The sequence below is a fragment of the Streptomyces sp. ActVer genome, from assembly GCF_027270795.1.
Classification (GTDB): domain Bacteria; phylum Actinomycetota; class Actinomycetes; order Streptomycetales; family Streptomycetaceae; genus Streptomyces; species Streptomyces umbrinus_A.
On record NZ_JAPWHT010000187.1, the window covers coordinates 1 to 18,781 of the forward strand.

The following is an 18,781-nucleotide window of genomic DNA, read 5'->3' on the forward strand; positions in this document are numbered from 1 at the left end:
CAGCGAACTGAAGCGCCGCGACCTGCATGTTCACCCTGGCTGAACCTCTAGAACCCCCGAATTACGTCGAACCCGGGCCGCAGGCAGCTCCTCCGCAGGAGTGCTCGCCTCATTCGCGACCTTCGCGGTCGGCTTCCTCGCCCGCCCCTTCGGCGGAGTGATTGCAGGCCACCTCGGAGACAAACGAGGCCGCAAGCCCATGCTGGTCCTGGCCCTGACCCTGATGGGCGTGGCCACGACGGGCATCGGTATCCTCCCGACGTACGAGACGATCGGCATGGCCGCCCCGGTCCTCCTCGTCACGCTCCGCGTCATGCAGGGCATCGCCGTCGGCGCCCAGTGGGGCGGCGCGATGCTCCTCGCCACCGAGTACGCCCCCGAGGGCAAGCGCGGCATCTACGGCAGCTTCGTCCAACTCGGCGTCCCCATCGGCGTGGTGACCGCCAACTCGGTCTTCCTCCTCGCAGGCGCGTTCACCAGCGAGTCGGCGTTCGCCGCATGGGGATGGCGGCTCCCGTTCCTGGTCGGCCTGCTGGTCCTCGTACTCGCCTGGTACATCCACAAGCACGTCGAGGAGACCCCGGAGTTCCGGGCGGCCGAACGGGCCCTGGCCGAGAAGGAGAAGGAAGAGAAGGGACAGGGAACGGACAAGGGAGACGAAGGCGACGGTGCGCGGAACTCCCCGCTGCGCACCATCCTCCGCGGCCACCTCGGCACGGTCTTCCTCGCGGGCGGCTCGTTCGCCGTGAACACCGCGACCTTCTACATCCTGATCACCGGCGTCCTCGACTACACGACCCGCGAACTCGACATGAACCGCGGCGCCGTCCTCACGGTCTCCCTCTGCGTGAGCCTCACCCAGCTCGTCCTGATCCCCGCGTCCGCCGCGCTCTCCGACCGCATCGGCCGCATCCGGATCTACGGTCTCGGCGCGGCCGGCATCGCCCTGTGGGCCGTACCGATGTTCCTGCTGATCGACACGGGCTCGCTGCTGTGGCTGGCGGTCGGCACGTTCGTCGCCAGCTGTTTCCTCAGCATCATGTACGGGCCTCAGGCCGCCCTGTTCGCCGAGCTGTTCACGCCCGAGATGCGGTACACGGGCGCCTCGCTCGGCTACCAGATCGCGGCTGTGCTCGGCGGTGGACTCGCGCCCTTCGTGATGGTGCTCCTGCTGGAGACCACGGGCACGTCGATGTCGGTGGCCGCGTACATCATCGGGCTCGCCGTGATCGCGCTCGGATCGATCAAGGTCCTTGCGGACAGGGCGCGTTCACGCTGAGAAGCCGGGCCGCCTAGGCCTGCTCGCGCTGCGGCTCCGGACTCGTCTCCGGGGCCGCGGCGACGGGCCCGGCGCCGGCGGCAGCCGTAACTTCCGTTGGCACGGCGGTCGTTCGCGGGCGCGACCGCGACACCGCCACCCCCGTCAGACACACCAGCCCGCCGACGAGCGTGATCCAGCCCGGCACCTCGTCGAGCGCCACCCAGGACATCAGCACCACCAGCGCGGGCACCGCGTACGTCGTGGCACCCATCTTCCCGGCCGTCGTACGGGCCAGCGCGAACGCCCAGGTGGTGAACGCGAGGGCGGTCGGGAAGACGCCCAGATACAGCATGTTGAGGGTCGCGGACAGCGGGGCGTCGGCCGCATCGGACACCAGTTGCCCAGCGAACGGCAGACAGGCCACTGCCCCGATCACACAGCCGAACGTCGTCACCTGGAGCGCGGAACCGTGCCGCAGAGCCGGCTTCTGGGCGACCACACCGCCCGCGTACGCCACCGCGGCGAGCAGGCAGAGCAGCACGCCGAGCACGGAGGCGCTGCCCTCGCCCGACATCGACAGGCCCACGACCGCCGCTCCCGCGAACGACACGGCCATCCCGGCGAGCAGCCGCGGCGGCAGCCCCTCCTTGAGGAGCCACCCCGCGAGCAGCGCCATGATCAGCGGACCGACGTTCACCACCAGGGCGGCGGTGCCCGCGTCGACCTTCTGCTCGCCCCAGTTGAGGACCACCATGTAGAGCCCGAACCAGAGCAGGCCGGAGACCACGATCCCCGGCCAGGCGGCGCGTGGGGGCAGCCCCTCCCGGCGTATCAGGCAGATCACGCCGAGGACGAGCGCCCCGGCGAGCAGTCGGCCGAGCGCCAGCGCACCGGGCGCGTACGCCTCGCCGGCACTTCGGATGGACACGAACGCGGAGGCCCACAGCAGCACGGTGATTGTCGCGGCTCCGGCCGCGAGCAGTTCTGTGCGGCGGGCGGAGAGGAGAGGCTTCATCACTTTCCAGAGGCTAGGTGGGGTTGCGGGAAAGGGCTCGCGGTTTTCGGACCGGGTGTACTTCTGCGCGGGGCGTGGGTGCTCCGGGGGTAGTGCTGTGTTGTGTCTGCGGGCCGTGTGCGGCTGGTCGCGCAGTTCCGCGCGCCCCTTAAGGGGCGCGCAGAGTCGCCGTCTGGATTCCCAACAGCTCCGCCAGAGCCCGTTCGCCCTTGTCCGTGACCTTCACCGCTCGCTCCGAGCCGATGCGTACGCACCAGCCCGTGTCCAGGGCATGGCGGCAGAGGGCGGCTCCCGCGACGCCGGCGAGGTGGGGGCGTCGCTCCGTCCAGTCCAGGCAGGCCCGGGCGAGCGGGCGGCGTCCGGTGCGTACGAGGGGGACGCCGAGGTCGTCGAACCAGCGCACCCCTTCGTCGGTGAGGGCGAACCCCGTGTCCTGCCGGAGCAGTCCGAGGCCGGTCAGCGCGTCGGTGACGGCGATGCCGAGGCGGCCGGCCAGGTGGTCGTAGCAGGTGCGGCCCCGGGCCATCGCGCTGCCCGCGCCCGCCTCACGCAGGGTGCGAGGTCGTACGGCGGCCGTCGGCGCGACCTGGGCGGCGAGGTCCTCGACGAGCTGGGCGACCCGGGCGTCGGCCAGCCGTACGTACCGGTGTCGCCCCTGCCGTTCCTCGGCGAGCAGCCCGCCCGCGACGAGCTTGCCGAGGTGCTCGCTGGCCGTCGACGCGGCGACCCCCGCGTGCCGGGCCAGCTCCCCGGCGGTCCACGCCCGCCCGTCGAGCAGGGCCAGCAGGAAACCGGCCCGTGTCTCGTCGGCGACGAGAGAGGCGAGGGCGGCGAGCCCGGCGGCCTCGGCGCGCGCACTGCTCGTACGGCCCGTACGTGAGGAGGTCATGAATCCAGCATGCGCGACGCACAGTTCGGCGAGCACCGAAGGATGTAGAGCAGGGGCGCAGCCCCGCTTTTCAGGGGCGCGGGGCTGTATCGATGTGCGGCTCCGCCGCGTGGGCGCGACCAGCCACATACGGCCCGCGGACAAAGAGCGGCATGCGGAACCCCTACTCCCCGCGCAATCCCTCAAGCTGCAGCGCCAACCCGTCCAGCAACGCCCTGAGCCCCGTCTCGAAGGCCCGTTCGTCGATCTTCTCCTGCTGTTCGGCGAGGAGATGGGCCTGCCCGAGGTGGGGATAGTCGGCGGGGTCGTACGCGGTCTCGTCGTCCACGAAACCCCCGGCGAACGATCCCAGCGCGGAGCCCATCACGAAGTACCGCATCAGCGCGCCGATGGACGTGGCCTGCGCCGGAGGCCACCCCGCCTCGACCATCGCACCGAAGACGGCGTCGGCGAGCCGCAGTCCGGCCGGGCGGCGGCCGGGGCCGCGGGCCAGGACCGGGACGATGTTCGGGTGGTCGCGCAGGGCGGCCCGGTAGGAGACGGCCCAGTCGTGCAGCGCGGTGCGCCAGTCGCGCCCGTCCTCGAACATCGACAGGTCGACCTGCGCGCTCACGGAGTCCGCGACCGCCTCCAGAATCTGGTCCTTCGTCCTGAAGTGGTTGTAGAGGGACGGACCGCTCACGCCCAGTTCGGCGGCGAGCCGGCGCGTCGAGACGGCGGCCAGGCCCTCGGCGTCCACCAGCGTCCGGGCCGCCCCGACGATCCGGTCGGTGCTGAGAAGGGGCTTGCGCGGTCTGGCCATGGCGCACATAGTAGGGCTGCGAACCATAAACTAGCAGTGCTAATTTAATGCTGCAGCAGTCATGCCGCGGCCGTCACGTGGCCTTCGACCGGGAGGACTCGCCATGAACCTGGGGCTCAGCGAGGAGCAGACCGCCGTCCGACGGCTCGCCAGGGACTTCGTCGACCGGGAGATCGCCCCGCACGTCGTCGTCTGGGACCGGGCGGAGGAGGTCGACCGCTCGATCGTGAAGAAGCTCGGCGACGTCGGTTTCCTGGGCCTCACCGTCGACGAGGAGTACGGCGGATCCGGCGGCGACCACCTCGCGTACTGCCTGGTGACGGAGGAACTGGGCCGGGGCGACTCCTCGGTCCGCGGCATCGTCTCGGTCTCCCTCGGCCTCGTCGCCAAGACCATCGCGTCCTGGGGGAGCGAGGAGCAGAAGCGGCAGTGGCTGCCCGGGCTCACCTCGGGGGCGTATGTCGGCTGCTTCGGCCTCACCGAACCGGGCACAGGATCCGACGCGGGCAACCTCTCGACCAGGGCGGTGCGGGACGGCGACGACTACGTGATCAGCGGCAGCAAGATGTTCATCACCAACGGCACCTGGGCTGACGTCGTGCTGCTCTTCGCCCGCTCGACCGACGCCCCCGGTCACAAGGGCGTCTCCGCCTTCCTCGTCCCCACCGACACCCCCGGCCTCACCCGTCGCACCGTCCACGGCAAGCTCGGACTGCGCGGCCAGGCCACCGCGGAGCTGGTCCTGGAGGACGTCCGAGTGCCCGCCTCGACGATGCTCGGCCCCGAGGGCAAGGGCTTCTCCATCGCCATGTCCGCGCTGGCCAAGGGCCGGATGTCCGTCGCGGCCGGCTGTGTCGGCATCGCCCAGGCCGCGCTGGACGCCGCCGTGACGTACGCGACCGAGCGCGAGCAGTTCGGCAAGACCATCGCCCACCACCAGCTCGTCCAGGAACTGCTCAGCGACATCGCCGTGGACGTCGATGCGGCCCGGCTGCTCACCTGGCGGGTCGCCGATCTCGTCGACCGGGGCGAGCCGTTCGCCACCGAGTCCTCCAAGGCCAAGCTCTTCGCCTCGGAAGCCGCGGTGCGCGCCGCGAACAACGCCCTCCAGGTCTTCGGCGGCTACGGCTACATCGACGAGTACCCGGTCGGCAAGCTGCTGCGCGACGCCCGCGTGATGACCCTCTACGAGGGCACCAGCCAGATCCAGAAACTGGTCATCGGCCGTGCGCTGACGGGGATTTCGGCCTTCTGAGTACGCGTCTGAGTACGGGAGCGGATGTGGCTGCGGCCACGTGGGCCGACTCTGGTGCGCATGAGTGAGACACCGGTCAAGCAGCAGAACACCGCCGCCTTCTACGGCCAGGCGGTCCTATCGTTCGGCGTCGCCGTCGTCGCGACCACCATCGGCATCTTCAAGCTGGAGGCCGACACCTGGGTGCGCGCCTTCCTGGGGATCGCCGTCCTCTACCTCGTCACCTCCGCCTTCACCCTCGCCAAGGTGATCCGCGACCGTCAGGAGGCAGGGCAGATCGTCAGCCGGGTCGACCAGGCCCGTCTGGAGAAGCTCCTCGCCGCACACGACCCCTTCGAGAAGCTGTGAAGCGCTGAGGCAGTTTTCCACGCCTCTGATCGGGCACTCTAAGCGCTCGCTCAGTATCGGAGGTATGGTGTTCGTTCTGCCAGTGGAAGGGGCGAACCAGCGATGAGTACGGCGGAGGAGACGGCCGGTGCGGAGATGCCGCCGTGGGCCGAGGTCACCCCGGACGCGGCCCGGCGGCTGCTCGTCGCCGCCGTGGAGGCCTTCGCCGAGCGCGGGTACCACGCGACGACGACGCGTGACATCGCCGGCCGGGCGGGGATGAGCCCGGCCGCGCTCTACATCCACTACAAGACCAAGGAAGAACTGCTCCACCGGATCAGCAGGATCGGCCACGAGAAGGCCCTGGAGATCCTGCGGACGGCGGCCCAGGGCGAGGGCAGCGCCGCCGAGCGGCTGGCGGACGCCGTGAGCTCCTTCGTCCGCTGGCACGCCGGGGGGCGCACCACCGCACGCGTCGTGCAGTACGAACTGGACTCGCTCGGCCCGGACGCCCGGGCCGAGATCATCGCCCTGCGCCGCCAGGTCGACGCCGAGGTCCGCGGCATCATCCAGGACGGCGTGGCGGCGGGCGACTTCGACGTCCCGGACGTCCCGGGCACCACCCTCGCGGTGCTCTCCCTGTGCATCGACGTGGCCCGCTGGTTCAACGTCAACGGCACGAGGACACCGGAAGAGGTGGGCAGCCTCTACGCGGACCTGGTCCTGAGGATGGTCGGAGCCAGGAAATAGCCCGCTGGGTTGTTCGCGCTGCGCAGGGGCGCCCCTTCAGGGGCGCGGGGAACTGCGCGACCAGCCACAACGGACCCGCAGCTCACACACAGCCGGAGACGCTAGAAGTAGTACCGGGACACAGACTCAGCCACACAAACCGGCTTGTCGCCCCCCTCGCGCTCCACGGTGAAGCCCACGGACACCTGCACCCCGCCCGGCACCTCATCGACACCGGTGATCTTCGCGGTCGCGCGCAGCCGCGACCCCACCGGCACCGGAGCGGGAAAACGAACCTTGTTCGTCCCGTAGTTGACACCCATCCTGACCCCCTCGACCTTGATCAGCTGAGGCCCGAACAGCGGCAGCAGCGACAACGTCAGATACCCGTGGGCAATGGTCGTCCCAAAGGGACCAGCCGCGGCCTTCTCGGGGTCCACATGAATCCACTGGTGATCCCCTGTCGCGTCGGCGAACAGGTCGATCCGCTTCTGATCGACCTCCAGCCAGTCGCTGTACCCCAACTGCTCACCCGCCGCCGCCTTCAGTTCGTCGGCGGACGTGAAGATCCTCGGCTCTGCCATGTCCCTGGCCTCCCGCGTAGCAATGTCTAAGCAACTGCTTAGCATGGTAGGGCTGCGGTCCCCTGTCAACGGACCGGAAGCGTGACGCGTGACAAGGAAGGCGGGCGAGGCAGGCCGACGGCATGGGTAGGCTTCGAGGGGTGCCCCAGATTCCCGAGAAGATCCACGAACTCACGGTCGGCCAGTTGTCGGCCCGTAGCGGCGCCGCCGTCTCGGCCCTGCACTTCTACGAGTCCAAGGGCCTGATCAGCAGCCGCCGCACCACAGGCAATCAGCGCCGCTACCACCGTGACGCACTGCGCCGGGTCGCGTTCGTGCGGGCCGCGCAGCGCGTCGGCATCCCGCTGGCCACGATCCGCGACGCGCTCGCCGAGCTGCCCGAGGAGCGCACTCCGACGCGCGAGGACTGGGCCCGCCTCTCGGAGGCCTGGCGGTCCGAACTCGACGAGCGCATCAAGCAGTTGGGCCGCCTGCGCGACCACCTCACGGACTGCATCGGCTGCGGCTGTCTCTCGCTGGAGAACTGCGTACTGTCCAACCCCGACGACGTCTTCGGCGAGCGGCAGAGCGGCTCCCGCCTGATGGTGGAACGCCCGGGCGCCGGGAAGCAGCGCGAGCAGCCGGAGAAGGAGCCCAGGAACTGCGGCTGAAGCGGCCTCTGGGCTCCTGAGCCCCCGGACTCTTCAGGCCTTGGGTCCTGGGACCTCGGGTTCTTGAGACCCGGGGTTCTTGAGGCCCGGAGCTGCTGAGGCCCGGGGTTCTTGAGGCCCCGGGCCCCTCCTCACTCGTACTCCGTGCCGCCCTTGCGTGTCAGATACGCCGGGCTGACCGCCTTCGCGACGGCCCGGCCGCCCGTCACCGGGCTGTACCGCTCGGTGGCGGGCCTGATCACGACACCCTCGCGCAGATGCAGCCCCTGCCCGGAGACCGTCTCGCGCCCGGAGGCGAACTCCAGGACGCGGCCGATGTCGTACGGACCCTCGTAGAGCCGTGGCACGAGTGGCAGTTCGCCCGTGAGCAGCTCCGTCGCGTCCAGCCAGCGGACCTCGCCGTCGATCTCCGCTCGGCGCCCGGCTCGTGCCAGTTGACCGAGGCGTGGTCGGGCAGGACGGTCCACTCGCGGACGCGGGCGACGCGGGCCGCGGGGTCGGGCTCGGCCCAGGCGCCGGTGGTCACGCCTACGGGGACGGCGACCCGGGAACGTATTTCCTCAAGCGTCGCCGCAACCGCTTTCGGCGACAGTGTGTCCTCTCCACAGGGGGACTTGGGATGTACATGGATGTCCGACGCCCCGACCGCGACGGCCTCCGCCGCGGAGTCGGCCATCGCCCCCGGCGACAACGGCACGAGAGCACCGTCACCGGACCCGCGTCCCCCGTTCACACACACCTGCACCATGCCCCCGATGGTGCCAGGCGCCACTGACAACCGGAGATCGAAGGAGGAACAGGCGATGAGCCTGGCCATCTGCTCGCTGAAGTGGGAAGCCGCGCACACGGGGGCGCAGACGATCACGTACGACGGCGACGGGTACCACCTCGTGCGCTTCCCGTACGAGACGGGGGAGGAGCAGTACGACCCCTGGAACATGCACGACCCGGCGAAGGGCGGCGACAGCGCGTCGACGTTCCCGGACGCACGCTCGGGCCTGATCTGGCCCAGCCACGACGGCTGGGGCGTACTGTCCGCGATGGTCTTCTGGGAGGCGGACGCCGACGGACTCGAATACCGGGCGCGCTACGTCCGGGACCCGCTGAACCTCTCGACCGGCTACAACTCGACGGCCACGACCGACATCGCACCCACCCGCGGCGGCCAGTACCGCACCTACCTGTGGCAGATCTTCGTCCACCCTCAGGCGCCGCTCGGCCTGAAGATCTCCGTGCGCGGCGCGGGGGACGTGAAGGTCTCGACACCGCTGATGCTCGCCGAGTTCAAGCTCGCCATCCACACCGACGTCAAGACGCCGTAGCCACTCGCCCGGGGGTGCGGTTCCGCCGGCGCACCCCCGGCACGCCTAGCTCGCCACCGACACCAACAGACGCCCTCTTCTGGCTTCTGCCAGGGCCTCGGGCGTGAGAACCGGCCGTGGGACCACGATCCCGCAGGCCGTGCAGACCGGGCCCGTGGACGGTTCGTGGGCCAGGTCGTACTTCCAGGTGAGGCGCTCGCCCGAGCAGACCGGGCAGACGGTGCCCGGCTCGCGCTCCAGGGCGGCGATCAGCCGGCGCAGCACCTCGGCCATCGGCTCATGGGGGTGGACCCGCGGGTCGTCGCACCAGGCGACCCCGAAGCCGCCCCAGGTGAGCCGGTGCCAGTCGTCCACGCTGCCGGGGCTGCGCAGACCGTCGTGCTTCTCCTTCTTGCGGCGCTGTGCGAACTCGACCTCGTAGGCGAGCCATACGGAGCGCGCCTCCTCCAGTTCGTCCAGTGCGGCCACGAGCCGCGCCGGATCGGGGGACCGGTCCTCGGGGCCGAACCCGGCCCGGGAGCACAGATGGTCCCAGGTCGCCCGGTGACCGTAAGGAGCGAACCTCTCAAGGCACTTGCGCAGTGAATAGCGCCGCAGTGCCAGATCGCTCCTCGGGTCGCGCACCTGTCTCGCCAGACTCCGAAAGCCGGCCATCGCCCTGCACCTCCGTCACACCTGCACCTGTACTTCGGTCACTTCGGCGTCGTCGAAAGGACGTCGCCGAATAGACGTATCGACACGCGATTCGGCTCCATCTGTTTTTCGGCGACCGGCAAAAAGTCGCCAATCGGGCGATTCCGGACCACCCGCCAGACGGTTCTCGGCCGTCCACCGTCTGCTTCTCGCCGTCGGCCGGTGCGGCCGGCGGTGCGTCGGGGGATCCTCCGGCCCCGCCGACGCCAAAAGTGACGCATGTTCATCTTCAAACGCGGGGATACCGGCGGTAACGTCCGGCTCACCCCCGTCGCGAGGAGCCAGCCATGCCCCGGCGTACCCCACGCACCATCCTCGACAGACAGAGAACTCCCCGCAGATTCACCAAGTTCCTCAAGGGCGCATCCATATGCGCACTCGTTGCCGGTCTTTTGTCTCCGCTTTCCCAGACGGCCGCCGCGCAGCCCGCTTCGGCGACGGCCGCGGCAGCCGCGAACGACTACTGCGGCGGCCGGTGTTCGGACATCCTCCCGGCGGGCCAGAACGGCAACGCGACCCTCGCCGAGATCCTCCTGAACCAGGCCTTCGGCACCCAGCCCGCACACGCGGACGACCAGCTCGCGCCCTACGGCAACCTCGCGTCGGGCTACTCCGGACTCACCGACGCCAAGATCAACGACTTCTTCAGGGACGCCTCGTTCGGGGTCCCCGCCGACCAGGTCGAGTCGACCCTGAAGCCCGCCGGACGCACCGACGTCACCATCGTCCGCGACAAGAAGACAGGTGTGCCGCACATCACAGGCACCACCCGCTACGGCACGGAGTTCGGCGCCGGGTACGCGGCCGCCCAGGACCGGCTGTGGCTCATGGACGTCTTCCGGAACGTCGGACGCGGCAAACTGACACCCTTCGCGGGCGGCGCCCCCTCCAACCAGGGCCTTGAGCAGGAGTTCTGGCGCCAGGCCCCGTACACCGAGGCCGATCTGCAGGCCCAGATCGACAACGCCGTCGCCACGAACGGCGCCCGCGGCCAGCAGGCCCTCGCCGACGTCAAGGCCTACATCGCCGGCATCAACGCCTACATCGACGCCTCCGACAGTGGCCGCTACTTCCCCGGCGAGTACGTCCTGACCGGCCACAAGGACTCCGTCACCAACGCCGGGACGATCGAGCGCTTCAAGGAGACCGACCTGGTCGCCCTCGCCTCCGTGATCGGCACGCTCTTCGGCTCCGGAGGCGGCGGCGAGGTCAACAACGCCATCTCACTGCTCGCCGCCCAGTCCAAGTACGGCGTCGAGGAGGGCACCAAGGTCTGGGAGTCCTTCCGCGAGCGCAACGACCCCGAGGCCGTGCTCACCGTCAACAACGGCGAGAGCTTCCCGTACGCGACCAAGCCGGCCGACCCGCAGGGCGAGGCCCTGCCCGACGCCGGCTCGGTGACCCAGGAGCCGCTCGTCTACGACCGCACCGGCAGCGCGGCCAGCTCGACGGCCACCAAGACCTCTGCCTCGGCGACGGCGAGCGCTCTCAGCTCGGCGAAGCGCGGTATGTCCAACGCCCTCGTGGTGAGCGGCAAGCGCACCGCCAGCGGCAACCCGATCGCCGTCTTCGGACCGCAGACCGGCTATTTCGCGCCACAGCTGCTGATGCTCCAGGAGATCCAGGGCCCCGGCCTCAGCGCCCGCGGCGCCTCCTTCGCGGGCCTGAGCATGTACGTCGAACTCGGCCGCGGCCAGGACTACGCGTGGAGCGCCACGACCTCCGGCCAGGACATCATCGACACCTACGCGGTCGAGCTGTGCCAGGACGACACCCACTACCTCTACCGCGGCACCTGCACGGCCATGGAGAAGATCGAGCAGACCAACGCCTGGAAGCCCACCACCGCCGACGGCACCGCGGCCGGCTCGTACCGCATGCAGGTCTGGCGCACCAAGTACGGCCCGGTGACACACCGCGCCACGGTCGACGGCAAACGGGTCGCGTACACCACCCTGCGCTCCTCCTACATGCACGAGGCCGACTCGATCATCGGCTTCCAGATGCTCAACGACCCGGACTACGTGAAGAGCCCGCAGACCTTCCAGAGCGCGGTGCAGAACATCAACTACACCTTCAACTGGTTCTACGCCGACTCGCAGCAGACCGCGTACTACAACAGCGGCGACAACCCGGTACGCGCCACCGGCGTCGACGCCGAGTTCCCCGTCTGGGCGCGGTCCGCGTACGAGTGGAAGAACTGGACTCCGACGACGAACACCGCCGACTACACCCCGGCGTCCGCCCACCCCAACTCCATCGACCAGGACTACTACATCTCCTGGAACAACAAACAGGCCAAGGACTACACCACGGCCTCCTGGGGCAACGGCTCCGTCCACCGCGGCAACCTCCTGGAGGACCGGGTGAAGAAGCTGGTCACCGCGGGCGGGGTGACCAGGGCGTCGCTCACCAAGGCGATGGCCGACGCGGCGCTGGCCGACCTGCGCGCCGAGGACGTACTGCCCAAGCTGCTGAAGGTCGTCAACAGTTCGCCGGTCACCGACTCGGCGGCCGCTGCGGCCGTGACGAAACTGTCCGACTGGGTGACGGCCGGTGCCAAGCGCAAGGAGACCTCGGCCGGTTCGAAGGCGTACGCCAACGCCGAGGCGATCCGCATCCTGGACGCCTGGTGGCCGCTGCTGGTGAAGGCCGAGTTCGAACCCGGTCTCGGCAGCGACCTCTACACCGCCATGACCAACAACCTGCCCGTGGACGAGGCCCCGTCGGCCGGACACGGGCCCACCGGCTCGCACGCCGGAAGCTCCTTCCAGTACGGCTGGTGGAGCTACGTCCACAAGGACATCCGGGCGGTGCTCGGTGAGACCGTGGAGGGCGGCCTCGCCAAGCCGTACTGCGGCGGCGGCAGTCTCAGCGCCTGCCGGACCATCCTGATCAACAGCCTCAAGGAGGCCGCCGCAAAGACCGCCGCCCAGGTCTACCCGGGCGACGAGCTCTGCTCGGCCGGCGACCAGTGGTGCGCCGACTCGGTCAACCAGCGCACGCTGGGCGGCATCAAGCACAACAAGATCAGCTGGCAGAACCGGCCGACCTACCAGCAGGTCGTGGAGTTCGCCTCGCACCGGTGACGACAGGCTCCAGCAGGCGGCGGGTCACTGGACACGGCCCGCCGCCAGCACCACCTGGGCCAACTCCCGGTGACAGATGTCGCTGTGGGCCCCCGACGGGGCTCCGCCGTGTTTCACCACCGCGGACGCGTCGATGTTCACGCACCCCGACACGGGCAGCTTCGCCCGCAGTGCGTCGGCGAGCTCGAACCCCTTCGTGCCCGCCACCGCCTGCACTCCGTCGAACCCCAACGCCCCCCACTTGCTGCCCAGAAGACGCGGCAGCCGGAGATCGGCGGCGGAGCTGCTGTCGCCCGCCATCCGGGAGGCCATCGCGTAGATCGTCCCGAGCGCCGAGTCGAAGCGCGAGAAGCAGCAGACCAACGGGCCGTCGACACGGTCCTGTTGGCCGTGCAGGACGCCCCTGCCGCGCGCGTCGTGCGGCAGCCGGGCCGCGAACGCGTAGTGGGAGAAGGCCGCTTGGAGCAGGGTCACCGACTTCACGTTCCGTACGCCCTTGGGCAGCCCGCGCAGCGCGAAGGACACCAGGCGCCCGCCGAAGCTGTGCCCCACGAGATGCACCCGCAGCCCGGGCGCCACCTGCGAGAGCCGTCCGACCAGCGGGCCAAGCCCACGCTCGCCGACCGCGCCCGCGCGCCGCTTCATGGCGAAGTACGTTGCCTGCCGCAGCAGTTCATGCGCCCCGTCCCAGACCCGGGGGAGCCCGAACGAGGCCTGGACTCCCTCGGCTCCGGCCCCGGCTCGGGTACCGACTCCGACCGCGAGCTCGCCGTCGGCGCCGGCCCGTTCCTCCGCCAGCGCCCGCGCGAACTCCCGGCACATCTCCGCCGCGTCCCCGAGGAACATCTCCGGGTCGCACTGCGGCCCGGCCGCGGCCACGGTGTCCGCGGCGAACGCCGTTCCCGGCGCCTCTGGGTGCAGCTCGACGAGCAGCCGTACGAGCCGCCCGAACTCCTCCAACGCCGCTTCCTCGTCAGGCTGTTGGTCGAGCATCCGGGCCATCTGGTCGACCAGGGTGGCCCGGCCGGGGAAGACCTCCAGCAGACCGGTGCGGGTGCCGTTGTCCAGGGCCGGCCCCACGGCCGCCGCCGTCACGGTCCGCTCGAAGTCGGGGATCGGCTCGTCCGAGAACCGCATCGACGGCCACACCACGCCCACGAACCCGAGCCGGGCGTTCGGCGCGAGTCCGGGGAACGGTTCGAAGAACCGGCTGTAGAGCCGTGTCGCCCCCGACCGGTCGCTGTTCCAGCCGTGCGCGAACACGATCAGATCCTTGACGCCCCGCTCCGGCGCCTCCTTCAGCAGCCGGTCGCGCTGCCCCGCGTTCACATCCCCGTCCGCGTCGAACGTCAGCTCCCAGTAGGGAGTCACACCCACTTCCGGCTCCGCCATGACGAGCCTCCTTCGGCCCCCGTAACCCGCTCATATGCGGGCATCGTCCCGCCGCGGAGGGGAGTTGGCCATACGTCAGGTGCGGTCCGACCGGCCCGAACTCATGTCTCATCGATAGAGGAGGTACTTTCCGCGCATCCGGCGGAAGGCCGCCAGCTCGCCCTGCCAGGCCGCCACGACCTCGTCGGCATCCGCACCCGCGTCGATCATCGTGCGGACCTGCGTGGACCCCGTCAGCTTGTCGATCCAGTTGTCGGAGCGCCAGGCGAAGCCGCTCCACACCTTCTTGGCGGTCACGAGCAGCGCGATCCCGGTGCGTACGGGGTCGAACGCGGCCCGGTCGTGGACATGGATCTGTACGCCCCCGACGGTCCTGCCCTGGAACTTCGAGAAGGTGGGCGCGAAGTACGCCTCCCTGAAGTGCACACCGGGCAGCCCGAGTCGGCCGACCTCGGCGGCCCACCGCCGGTCGATCCCTTCCGCGCCGAGCAGCTCGAACGGGCGGGTCGTGCCGCGCCCCTCCGACAGGTTCGTCCCCTCGAAGAGACACGTCCCCGAGTACACGAGCGCGGTGTCCGGCGTCGGCATGTTGGGGCTCGGCGGCACCCAGGGGAGGCCCGAGGCGTCGTAGAAGTCCGACCGCTTCCAGCCCGACATCAGCACGGTGTCCAGCGGCACCGGCGCCGCGAGGAATTCCTTGTTGAACAGCCGAGCCAGCTCCGCCACCGTCATCCCGTGCGCCTGCGAGATCGGCTCCCGGCCCACGAAGGTCGCGAACTCCTTGTGCAGCACGGGCCCCTGGGCGCTCCGGCCGGTCACCGGGTTCGGCCGGTCGAGCACCACGAAACGCTTCCCGGCGAGCCGGGCCGCCTCCATGCAGTCGTACAGCGTCCAGATGTACGTGTAGAAGCGGGCGCCCGCGTCCTGGATGTCGAAGACGACGGTGTCCACGCCGGAGGCCGTGAAGATGTCGGCCAGCGGCTGCCCGCTCTTCAGGTACGTGTCGTAGACCGGGAGGCCGGTCGCCGGGTCGTCGTAGCGGCCCTCGGAGCCGCCGGCCTGGGCGGTGCCGCGGAAGCCGTGCTCGGGGCCGAAGACGGCCACCAGGTTCACGCGGTCGTCCGCGTGCATGACGTCGACGATGTGGCGGACGTCCCGGGTGATGCCGGTCGGGTTGGTGACGATTCCTACGCGTTCGTTGTCGAGGAGGGTGTAGCCGTCCGCGGCGAGGCGTTCGAAGCCGGTCCGTAGGCGGCGGGCGCCTCTTTGTTCCTGTGGTTCCTGGGCGGCTGCGGCTGGGGTGGGCGGGTTTGCCGAGAACGCCGCCGCGGCGGTCGTGGCGGCGAGGAGACTCCGTCTGGACAGGCGGCGCATGTGGTGACCTCCGTGATTGCGGAAGGCTGGCACGAGCACGCTAAGCGGTTCTTGCTGTTGTTCGTAAGCTGCGGGTGCGTCGTGGCTTGTCGCGCAGTCCCCGCGCCCCGAAAGGGGCATGCTGCCGTCGCCCTTCCCCGTTACATACCGACTGGTTAGTCTGTCTGTGCAGTGGAGCTGAATCTCGTCGTGTCGAAGGAGACCGAAGGTGGAAGCCGTGCAGGGTGCCGGAGTGGTTGTCACCGGAGCTGGAGGGGGCATCGGGGCCGCGTTGGCGCGGCGGTTCGCTGCCGAGGGGGCCCGGGTCGTCGTCAATGATCTGGATGCCGGGAAGGCGAAGGCCGTTGCCGCGGAGATAGGGGCGAACGCCGTTCCGGGGGACGCCTCCACGATCGTGGCCGAGGCCCGGGACGCCCTCGGCGGCACGGTCGACGTCTACTGCGCCAACGCCGGGCTCGGCTCCGGAGGCTCGGAGGCGGCTCCCGAACGGGTCTGGGAGCTCGCCTGGGACGTGAACGTGATGGCCCACGTCCGTGCGGCCAACCAGCTGATCCCCGGCTGGCTGGAGCGCGGCAGTGGCCGTTTCGTCTCCACGGTCTCGGCGGCCGGACTGCTCACCATGGTCGGCGCGGCCCCGTACAGCGTCACCAAGCACGGCGCGTACGCCTTCGCCGAGTGGCTTTCCCTCACCTACCGCCACCGCGGTCTGAAGGTCCACGCGATCTGTCCGCAGGGCGTCCGCACCGACATGCTCGCGAGCACCGGCAGCGCCGGGGATCTCGTCCTCGCGCCGACCGCCATCGAGCCCGAGGACGTCGCCGACGCCCTCTTCGCGGGGATCGAGGAGGACCGCTTCCTGATCCTGCCGCACCCCGAGGTCGCCGACTACTACCGGGCGCGGGCCGCCGACCCCGACCGCTGGCTGACGAACATGAACCACATCCAGCAGAAGTGGGAGGCGGACGGCCGGTGACCACCTCCCTGTACGCGGCCCAGCCGTGGCTCGCGCTCCTGAACGACGCCCAGCGCGGACCCGTCAGCCCCGCCGACTCGCCCGTGCACGCCCTGCGCCGGGCCGTCGCCGAGGCCCCCGACCGCACCTTCCTCACGTACTTCGACGGACGTCTCAGCTACCGCGAGGTCGACGAGCTGAGCGACTCCGTCGCCGGACACCTCGCCGCCCGTGGCCTGGAGCGTGGCGACCGGGTCGCCGTCCTGCTGCAGAACTCCCCGCTCTTCGTCCTCGCCGTCCTCGGCGCCTGGAAGGCCGGGGCGACCGTCCTGCCCGTCAACCCCATGTACAAGTCGGGGGAGGTCACCCACGTCCTGCGGGACGGTGAGGTCACCGCACTGATCTGCTCCGACCGGGCCTGGGAGTCGTACCTGCGCGAGACGGCCGCCGACTCGCCCGTACGTGTCGTGCTCACCGGCTGTGAACTGGATCTCCAGACCCGGGGCGACGCACGCGTGCTGAACTCCGAGCGGCTGCCGCAGGCGCCGGACGCCGACGACCTGCTCACCGTCGCGAGGGCCGGACACAAGGCCCCGGAGGACCGCGACCTCGGCCCTTCGGACGTGGCGCTGATCAGCTACACCTCGGGCACCAGCGGCGCCCCCAAGGGAGCCACCAACACCCACGGCAACATCATGTACAACGCCGAGCGGCAGCGGACCGGCCTCGCGCTGCCCGAGGCGCCCGTGTACTTCGCGATGGCGCCGCTGTTCCACATCACCGGGATGGTCTGCCAGTTCGCCGCGTGCCTCAACAGCGTGGGCACGCTCGTCCTCGCGTACCGCTTCGAGTCGGGGGTCGTCCTCGACGCCTTCGCCGAACACCGGCCCCACTACACCGTCGGCCCCTCGACCGCCTTCATGGCCCTGGCCGCGCACCCGTCCGTCACGCCGGACCACTTCTCCTCCTTCGTCAACATCTCCTCCGGCGGCGCGCCCGTGCCGCCCGCGCTCGTCGAGAAGTTCCGGGCGGGCTTCGGGCCGTACATCCGCAACGGGTACGGACTCACCGAGTGCACCGCGCCCTGCGCCTCCGTGCCGCCCGGCCGCGAGGCCCCCGTCGACCCCGTCTCAGGGACGCTGGCCGTCGGTCTGCCCGGGCCCGACACGGTCGTCCGGATCGTCGACGACCAGGGAGCGGAGGTCCCCTTCGGCGAGCAGGGCGAGATCCTCGTACGCGGTCCGCAGGTCGTGCCCGGCTACTGGCGCCGGCCCGAGGCCACCGCGGAGACCTTCCCCGACGGCGAACTGCGCACCGGCGACATCGGCTTCATGGACGCGGACGGCTGGCTCTACGTGGTCGACCGCAAGAAGGACATGATCAACGCGTCCGGTTTCAAGGTGTGGCCGCGCGAGGTCGAGGACGTCCTCTACACCCACCCGGCGGTCCGTGAGGCGGCCGTCGTCGGGGTGCCCGACGGATACCGTGGCGAGACCGTCAAGGCCTACATCAGCCTCCGGCCGGGCGCCGAGGAGGACCCCGCCGCACTCGCCGCGTACTGCAAGGAGAGACTGGCCGCCTACAAATACCCGCGCCAGGTCGAGATCCTGCCCGACTTGCCGAAGACGGCAAGTGGGAAGATCCTCCGTCGGGAGCTGCGTTCACGGTCGGAGGGTGGTCGGTAGACCGCCGTCGGTGGCCGGTGACGGCGGGCGGACCACGGAAACAGAACTCCACACAGAACACTGGAAGGCAGGTGGCGGCAGTGCCCAGGACGACGGACGGGGACGGCACGCCCGTCCCGCGGCGGCTGTTGGCGGCCGCCACCCGGCTCTTCGCCGAGCGCGGCTACGACCGCACCTCGGTCCAGGAGATCGTCGAGGCGGCCGGTGTCACCAAGGGAGCGCTGTACCACTACTTCGGCTCCAAGGACGACCTGCTCCATGAGGTGTACGCGCGTGTGCTGCGGGTTCAGCAGGAGCGGCTCGACGCCTTCGCCGACGCGGACGCGCCTGTCGAGGAGCGGTTGCGGGGGGCCGCCGCCGACGTCGTCGTAACGACGATCGACAACCTTGACGACGCGGCGATCTTCTTTCGGTCCATGCACCACTTGAGTCCCGAGAAGAACAAGCAGGTACGGGCCGAGCGGCGCCGGTACCACGAGCGCTTCCGTGCGCTGATCGAGGAGGGGCAGGAGGCCGGGGTCTTCTCCACGGCCACCCCTGCCGACCTGGTCGTGGACTACCACTTCGGTTCCGTCCACCACCTGTCCACGTGGTACCGCCCCGACGGCCCACTCCCTCCGCAGGAGGTCGCCGACCACTTGGCGGACCTGCTGCTGCGGGCGCTCCGACCGTAGCCCGGGGCGGCGCCGAGTTGGTGGCGTGCGTGCGGGTTCGTCGTGGCTGGTCGCGCAGTTCCCCGCGCCCCCTTTCAGGGGCGCGGGG

At 70.2% G+C, this 18,781-nt stretch carries 16 protein-coding genes and 3 pseudogenes; 10 read left to right on the forward strand and 9 right to left on the reverse strand.

The annotated features are described in order from the left end of the window. Positions 1 to 79 precede the first annotated feature (79 nt). Positions 80 to 1,279: pseudogene (locus O3Q52_RS27575) on the forward strand (MFS transporter); the annotation flags it as partial. 13 nt (positions 1,280 to 1,292) lie between these two features. Here the strand turns inward: O3Q52_RS27575 and O3Q52_RS27580 are convergent. The 3 genes from O3Q52_RS27580 to O3Q52_RS27590 all read right to left on the reverse strand — a co-directional run bounded on the left by O3Q52_RS27580 (position 1,293) and on the right by O3Q52_RS27590 (position 3,967). Then, positions 1,293 to 2,276, reverse strand: coding sequence for a DMT family transporter (locus O3Q52_RS27580; protein ID WP_269651437.1), 984 nt, complete (start codon positions 2,274 to 2,276; stop codon positions 1,293 to 1,295). A gap of 148 nt (positions 2,277 to 2,424) precedes the next feature. Then, positions 2,425 to 3,165, reverse strand: a complete 741-nt coding sequence (locus tag O3Q52_RS27585) for a helix-turn-helix transcriptional regulator (RefSeq protein ID WP_269651424.1) — start codon at positions 3,163 to 3,165, stop codon at positions 2,425 to 2,427. A 163-nt stretch (positions 3,166 to 3,328) separates the two neighbouring features. After that, positions 3,329 to 3,967 carry a TetR/AcrR family transcriptional regulator gene (locus O3Q52_RS27590; RefSeq protein ID WP_269651425.1) on the reverse strand — a complete coding sequence of 213 codons (639 nt, stop codon included), beginning with the start codon at positions 3,965 to 3,967 and terminating at the stop codon, positions 3,329 to 3,331. A gap of 103 nt (positions 3,968 to 4,070) precedes the next feature. Between O3Q52_RS27590 and O3Q52_RS27595 the strand changes: the two genes are divergently transcribed. From O3Q52_RS27595 to O3Q52_RS27605, 3 genes are all read left to right on the forward strand, one after another. Further along, positions 4,071 to 5,222 carry an acyl-CoA dehydrogenase family protein gene (locus O3Q52_RS27595; protein ID WP_269651426.1) on the forward strand — a complete coding sequence of 384 codons (1,152 nt, stop codon included), beginning with the start codon at positions 4,071 to 4,073 and terminating at the stop codon, positions 5,220 to 5,222. 60 nt (positions 5,223 to 5,282) lie between these two features. Further along, positions 5,283 to 5,570, forward strand: a complete 288-nt coding sequence (locus O3Q52_RS27600) for a YiaA/YiaB family inner membrane protein (protein WP_055612233.1) — start codon at positions 5,283 to 5,285, stop codon at positions 5,568 to 5,570. Positions 5,571 to 5,672: 102 nt separating this feature from the next. Next, positions 5,673 to 6,299 (forward strand): TetR/AcrR family transcriptional regulator, encoded by a 627-nt coding sequence (locus O3Q52_RS27605; protein ID WP_269651427.1) that lies wholly within the window; start codon positions 5,673 to 5,675, stop codon positions 6,297 to 6,299. Positions 6,300 to 6,400: 101 nt separating this feature from the next. On the opposite strand, the gene O3Q52_RS27610 is transcribed toward O3Q52_RS27605, so the two are convergent. Continuing rightward, positions 6,401 to 6,862: a MaoC family dehydratase gene (locus tag O3Q52_RS27610; protein ID WP_269651428.1), complete on the reverse strand. Its 462-nt coding sequence runs from the start codon at positions 6,860 to 6,862 to the stop codon at positions 6,401 to 6,403. Between the two features lie 140 nt (positions 6,863 to 7,002). On the opposite strand from O3Q52_RS27610, the gene soxR reads away from it, so the two are divergent. Beyond that, positions 7,003 to 7,512, forward strand: a complete 510-nt coding sequence (soxR, locus tag O3Q52_RS27615) for a redox-sensitive transcriptional activator SoxR (RefSeq protein WP_269651429.1) — start codon at positions 7,003 to 7,005, stop codon at positions 7,510 to 7,512. A 131-nt stretch (positions 7,513 to 7,643) separates the two neighbouring features. Here the strand turns inward: soxR and O3Q52_RS27620 are convergent. Continuing rightward, positions 7,644 to 7,925, reverse strand: a pseudogene (locus tag O3Q52_RS27620) (RNA ligase family protein); the annotation flags it as partial. Beyond that, a pseudogene (locus tag O3Q52_RS27625) lies at positions 7,925 to 8,260 on the reverse strand (3-keto-5-aminohexanoate cleavage protein); the annotation flags it as partial. The pseudogenes O3Q52_RS27620 and O3Q52_RS27625, both read right to left, overlap by 1 nt. A 55-nt stretch (positions 8,261 to 8,315) precedes the next feature. Here O3Q52_RS27625 and O3Q52_RS27630 point away from each other — a divergent pair. After that, positions 8,316 to 8,834, forward strand: a complete 519-nt coding sequence (locus tag O3Q52_RS27630) for a hypothetical protein (protein WP_269651430.1) — start codon at positions 8,316 to 8,318, stop codon at positions 8,832 to 8,834. Positions 8,835 to 8,879: 45 nt separating this feature from the next. Here O3Q52_RS27630 and O3Q52_RS27635 read toward each other — a convergent pair whose 3' ends face one another. Then, positions 8,880 to 9,488 (reverse strand): hypothetical protein, encoded by a 609-nt coding sequence (locus O3Q52_RS27635; RefSeq protein WP_189840104.1) that lies wholly within the window; start codon positions 9,486 to 9,488, stop codon positions 8,880 to 8,882. A 326-nt stretch (positions 9,489 to 9,814) separates the two neighbouring features. Here O3Q52_RS27635 and O3Q52_RS27640 point away from each other — a divergent pair, with 326 nt between their 5' ends. After that, positions 9,815 to 12,616: a penicillin acylase family protein gene (locus O3Q52_RS27640; RefSeq protein ID WP_269651431.1), complete on the forward strand. Its 2,802-nt coding sequence runs from the start codon at positions 9,815 to 9,817 to the stop codon at positions 12,614 to 12,616. Positions 12,617 to 12,640: 24 nt separating this feature from the next. Here O3Q52_RS27640 and O3Q52_RS27645 read toward each other — a convergent pair whose 3' ends face one another. Together O3Q52_RS27645 and O3Q52_RS27650 are read right to left on the reverse strand one after the other, a co-directional pair. Beyond that, complete coding sequence (locus O3Q52_RS27645; protein ID WP_269651432.1) at positions 12,641 to 14,008, reverse strand: serine-threonine protein kinase; 1,368 nt, start codon at positions 14,006 to 14,008, stop codon at positions 12,641 to 12,643. Between the two features lie 108 nt (positions 14,009 to 14,116). Beyond that, the gene (locus O3Q52_RS27650) at positions 14,117 to 15,382 is read right to left on the reverse strand and encodes a DUF1343 domain-containing protein (RefSeq protein WP_269651433.1); all 1,266 of its coding nucleotides are present in this window, start codon (positions 15,380 to 15,382) and stop codon (positions 14,117 to 14,119) included. 208 nt (positions 15,383 to 15,590) lie between these two features. On the opposite strand from O3Q52_RS27650, the gene O3Q52_RS27655 reads away from it, so the two are divergent. The 3 genes from O3Q52_RS27655 to O3Q52_RS27665 all read left to right on the forward strand — a co-directional run bounded on the left by O3Q52_RS27655 (position 15,591) and on the right by O3Q52_RS27665 (position 18,693). After that, positions 15,591 to 16,355 (forward strand): SDR family oxidoreductase, encoded by a 765-nt coding sequence (locus O3Q52_RS27655; protein WP_269651434.1) that lies wholly within the window; start codon positions 15,591 to 15,593, stop codon positions 16,353 to 16,355. Beyond that, complete coding sequence (locus O3Q52_RS27660) at positions 16,352 to 18,019, forward strand: class I adenylate-forming enzyme family protein (RefSeq protein ID WP_269651435.1); 1,668 nt, start codon at positions 16,352 to 16,354, stop codon at positions 18,017 to 18,019. Before O3Q52_RS27655 ends, O3Q52_RS27660 begins: the two co-directional genes overlap by 4 nt. 80 nt (positions 18,020 to 18,099) lie before the next feature. Then, the gene (locus O3Q52_RS27665; RefSeq protein WP_269651436.1) at positions 18,100 to 18,693 is read left to right on the forward strand and encodes a TetR/AcrR family transcriptional regulator; all 594 of its coding nucleotides are present in this window, start codon (positions 18,100 to 18,102) and stop codon (positions 18,691 to 18,693) included. Positions 18,694 to 18,781 lie beyond the last annotated feature (88 nt).

Excerpts from the sequence above, each read along its gene's own strand:
- O3Q52_RS27630 (WP_269651430.1), top strand. The coding sequence starts at position 8,316 with ATGAGCCTGGCCATCTGCTCGCTGAAGTGGGAAGCCGCGCACACGGGG.
- O3Q52_RS27610 (WP_269651428.1), bottom strand. The coding sequence starts at position 6,862 with ATGGCAGAGCCGAGGATCTTCACGTCCGCCGACGAACTGAAGGCGGCG.
- O3Q52_RS27600 (WP_055612233.1), top strand. The coding sequence starts at position 5,283 with ATGAGTGAGACACCGGTCAAGCAGCAGAACACCGCCGCCTTCTACGGC.
- O3Q52_RS27585 (WP_269651424.1), bottom strand. The coding sequence starts at position 3,165 with ATGACCTCCTCACGTACGGGCCGTACGAGCAGTGCGCGCGCCGAGGCC.
- O3Q52_RS27635 (WP_189840104.1), bottom strand. The coding sequence starts at position 9,488 with ATGGCCGGCTTTCGGAGTCTGGCGAGACAGGTGCGCGACCCGAGGAGC.
- O3Q52_RS27590 (WP_269651425.1), bottom strand. The coding sequence starts at position 3,967 with ATGGCCAGACCGCGCAAGCCCCTTCTCAGCACCGACCGGATCGTCGGG.
- O3Q52_RS27605 (WP_269651427.1), top strand. The coding sequence starts at position 5,673 with ATGAGTACGGCGGAGGAGACGGCCGGTGCGGAGATGCCGCCGTGGGCC.
- O3Q52_RS27645 (WP_269651432.1), bottom strand. The coding sequence starts at position 14,008 with ATGGCGGAGCCGGAAGTGGGTGTGACTCCCTACTGGGAGCTGACGTTC.
- O3Q52_RS27595 (WP_269651426.1), top strand. The coding sequence starts at position 4,071 with ATGAACCTGGGGCTCAGCGAGGAGCAGACCGCCGTCCGACGGCTCGCC.
- O3Q52_RS27650 (WP_269651433.1), bottom strand. The coding sequence starts at position 15,382 with ATGCGCCGCCTGTCCAGACGGAGTCTCCTCGCCGCCACGACCGCCGCG.
- O3Q52_RS27580 (WP_269651437.1), bottom strand. The coding sequence starts at position 2,276 with ATGAAGCCTCTCCTCTCCGCCCGCCGCACAGAACTGCTCGCGGCCGGA.
- O3Q52_RS27640 (WP_269651431.1), top strand. The coding sequence starts at position 9,815 with ATGCCCCGGCGTACCCCACGCACCATCCTCGACAGACAGAGAACTCCC.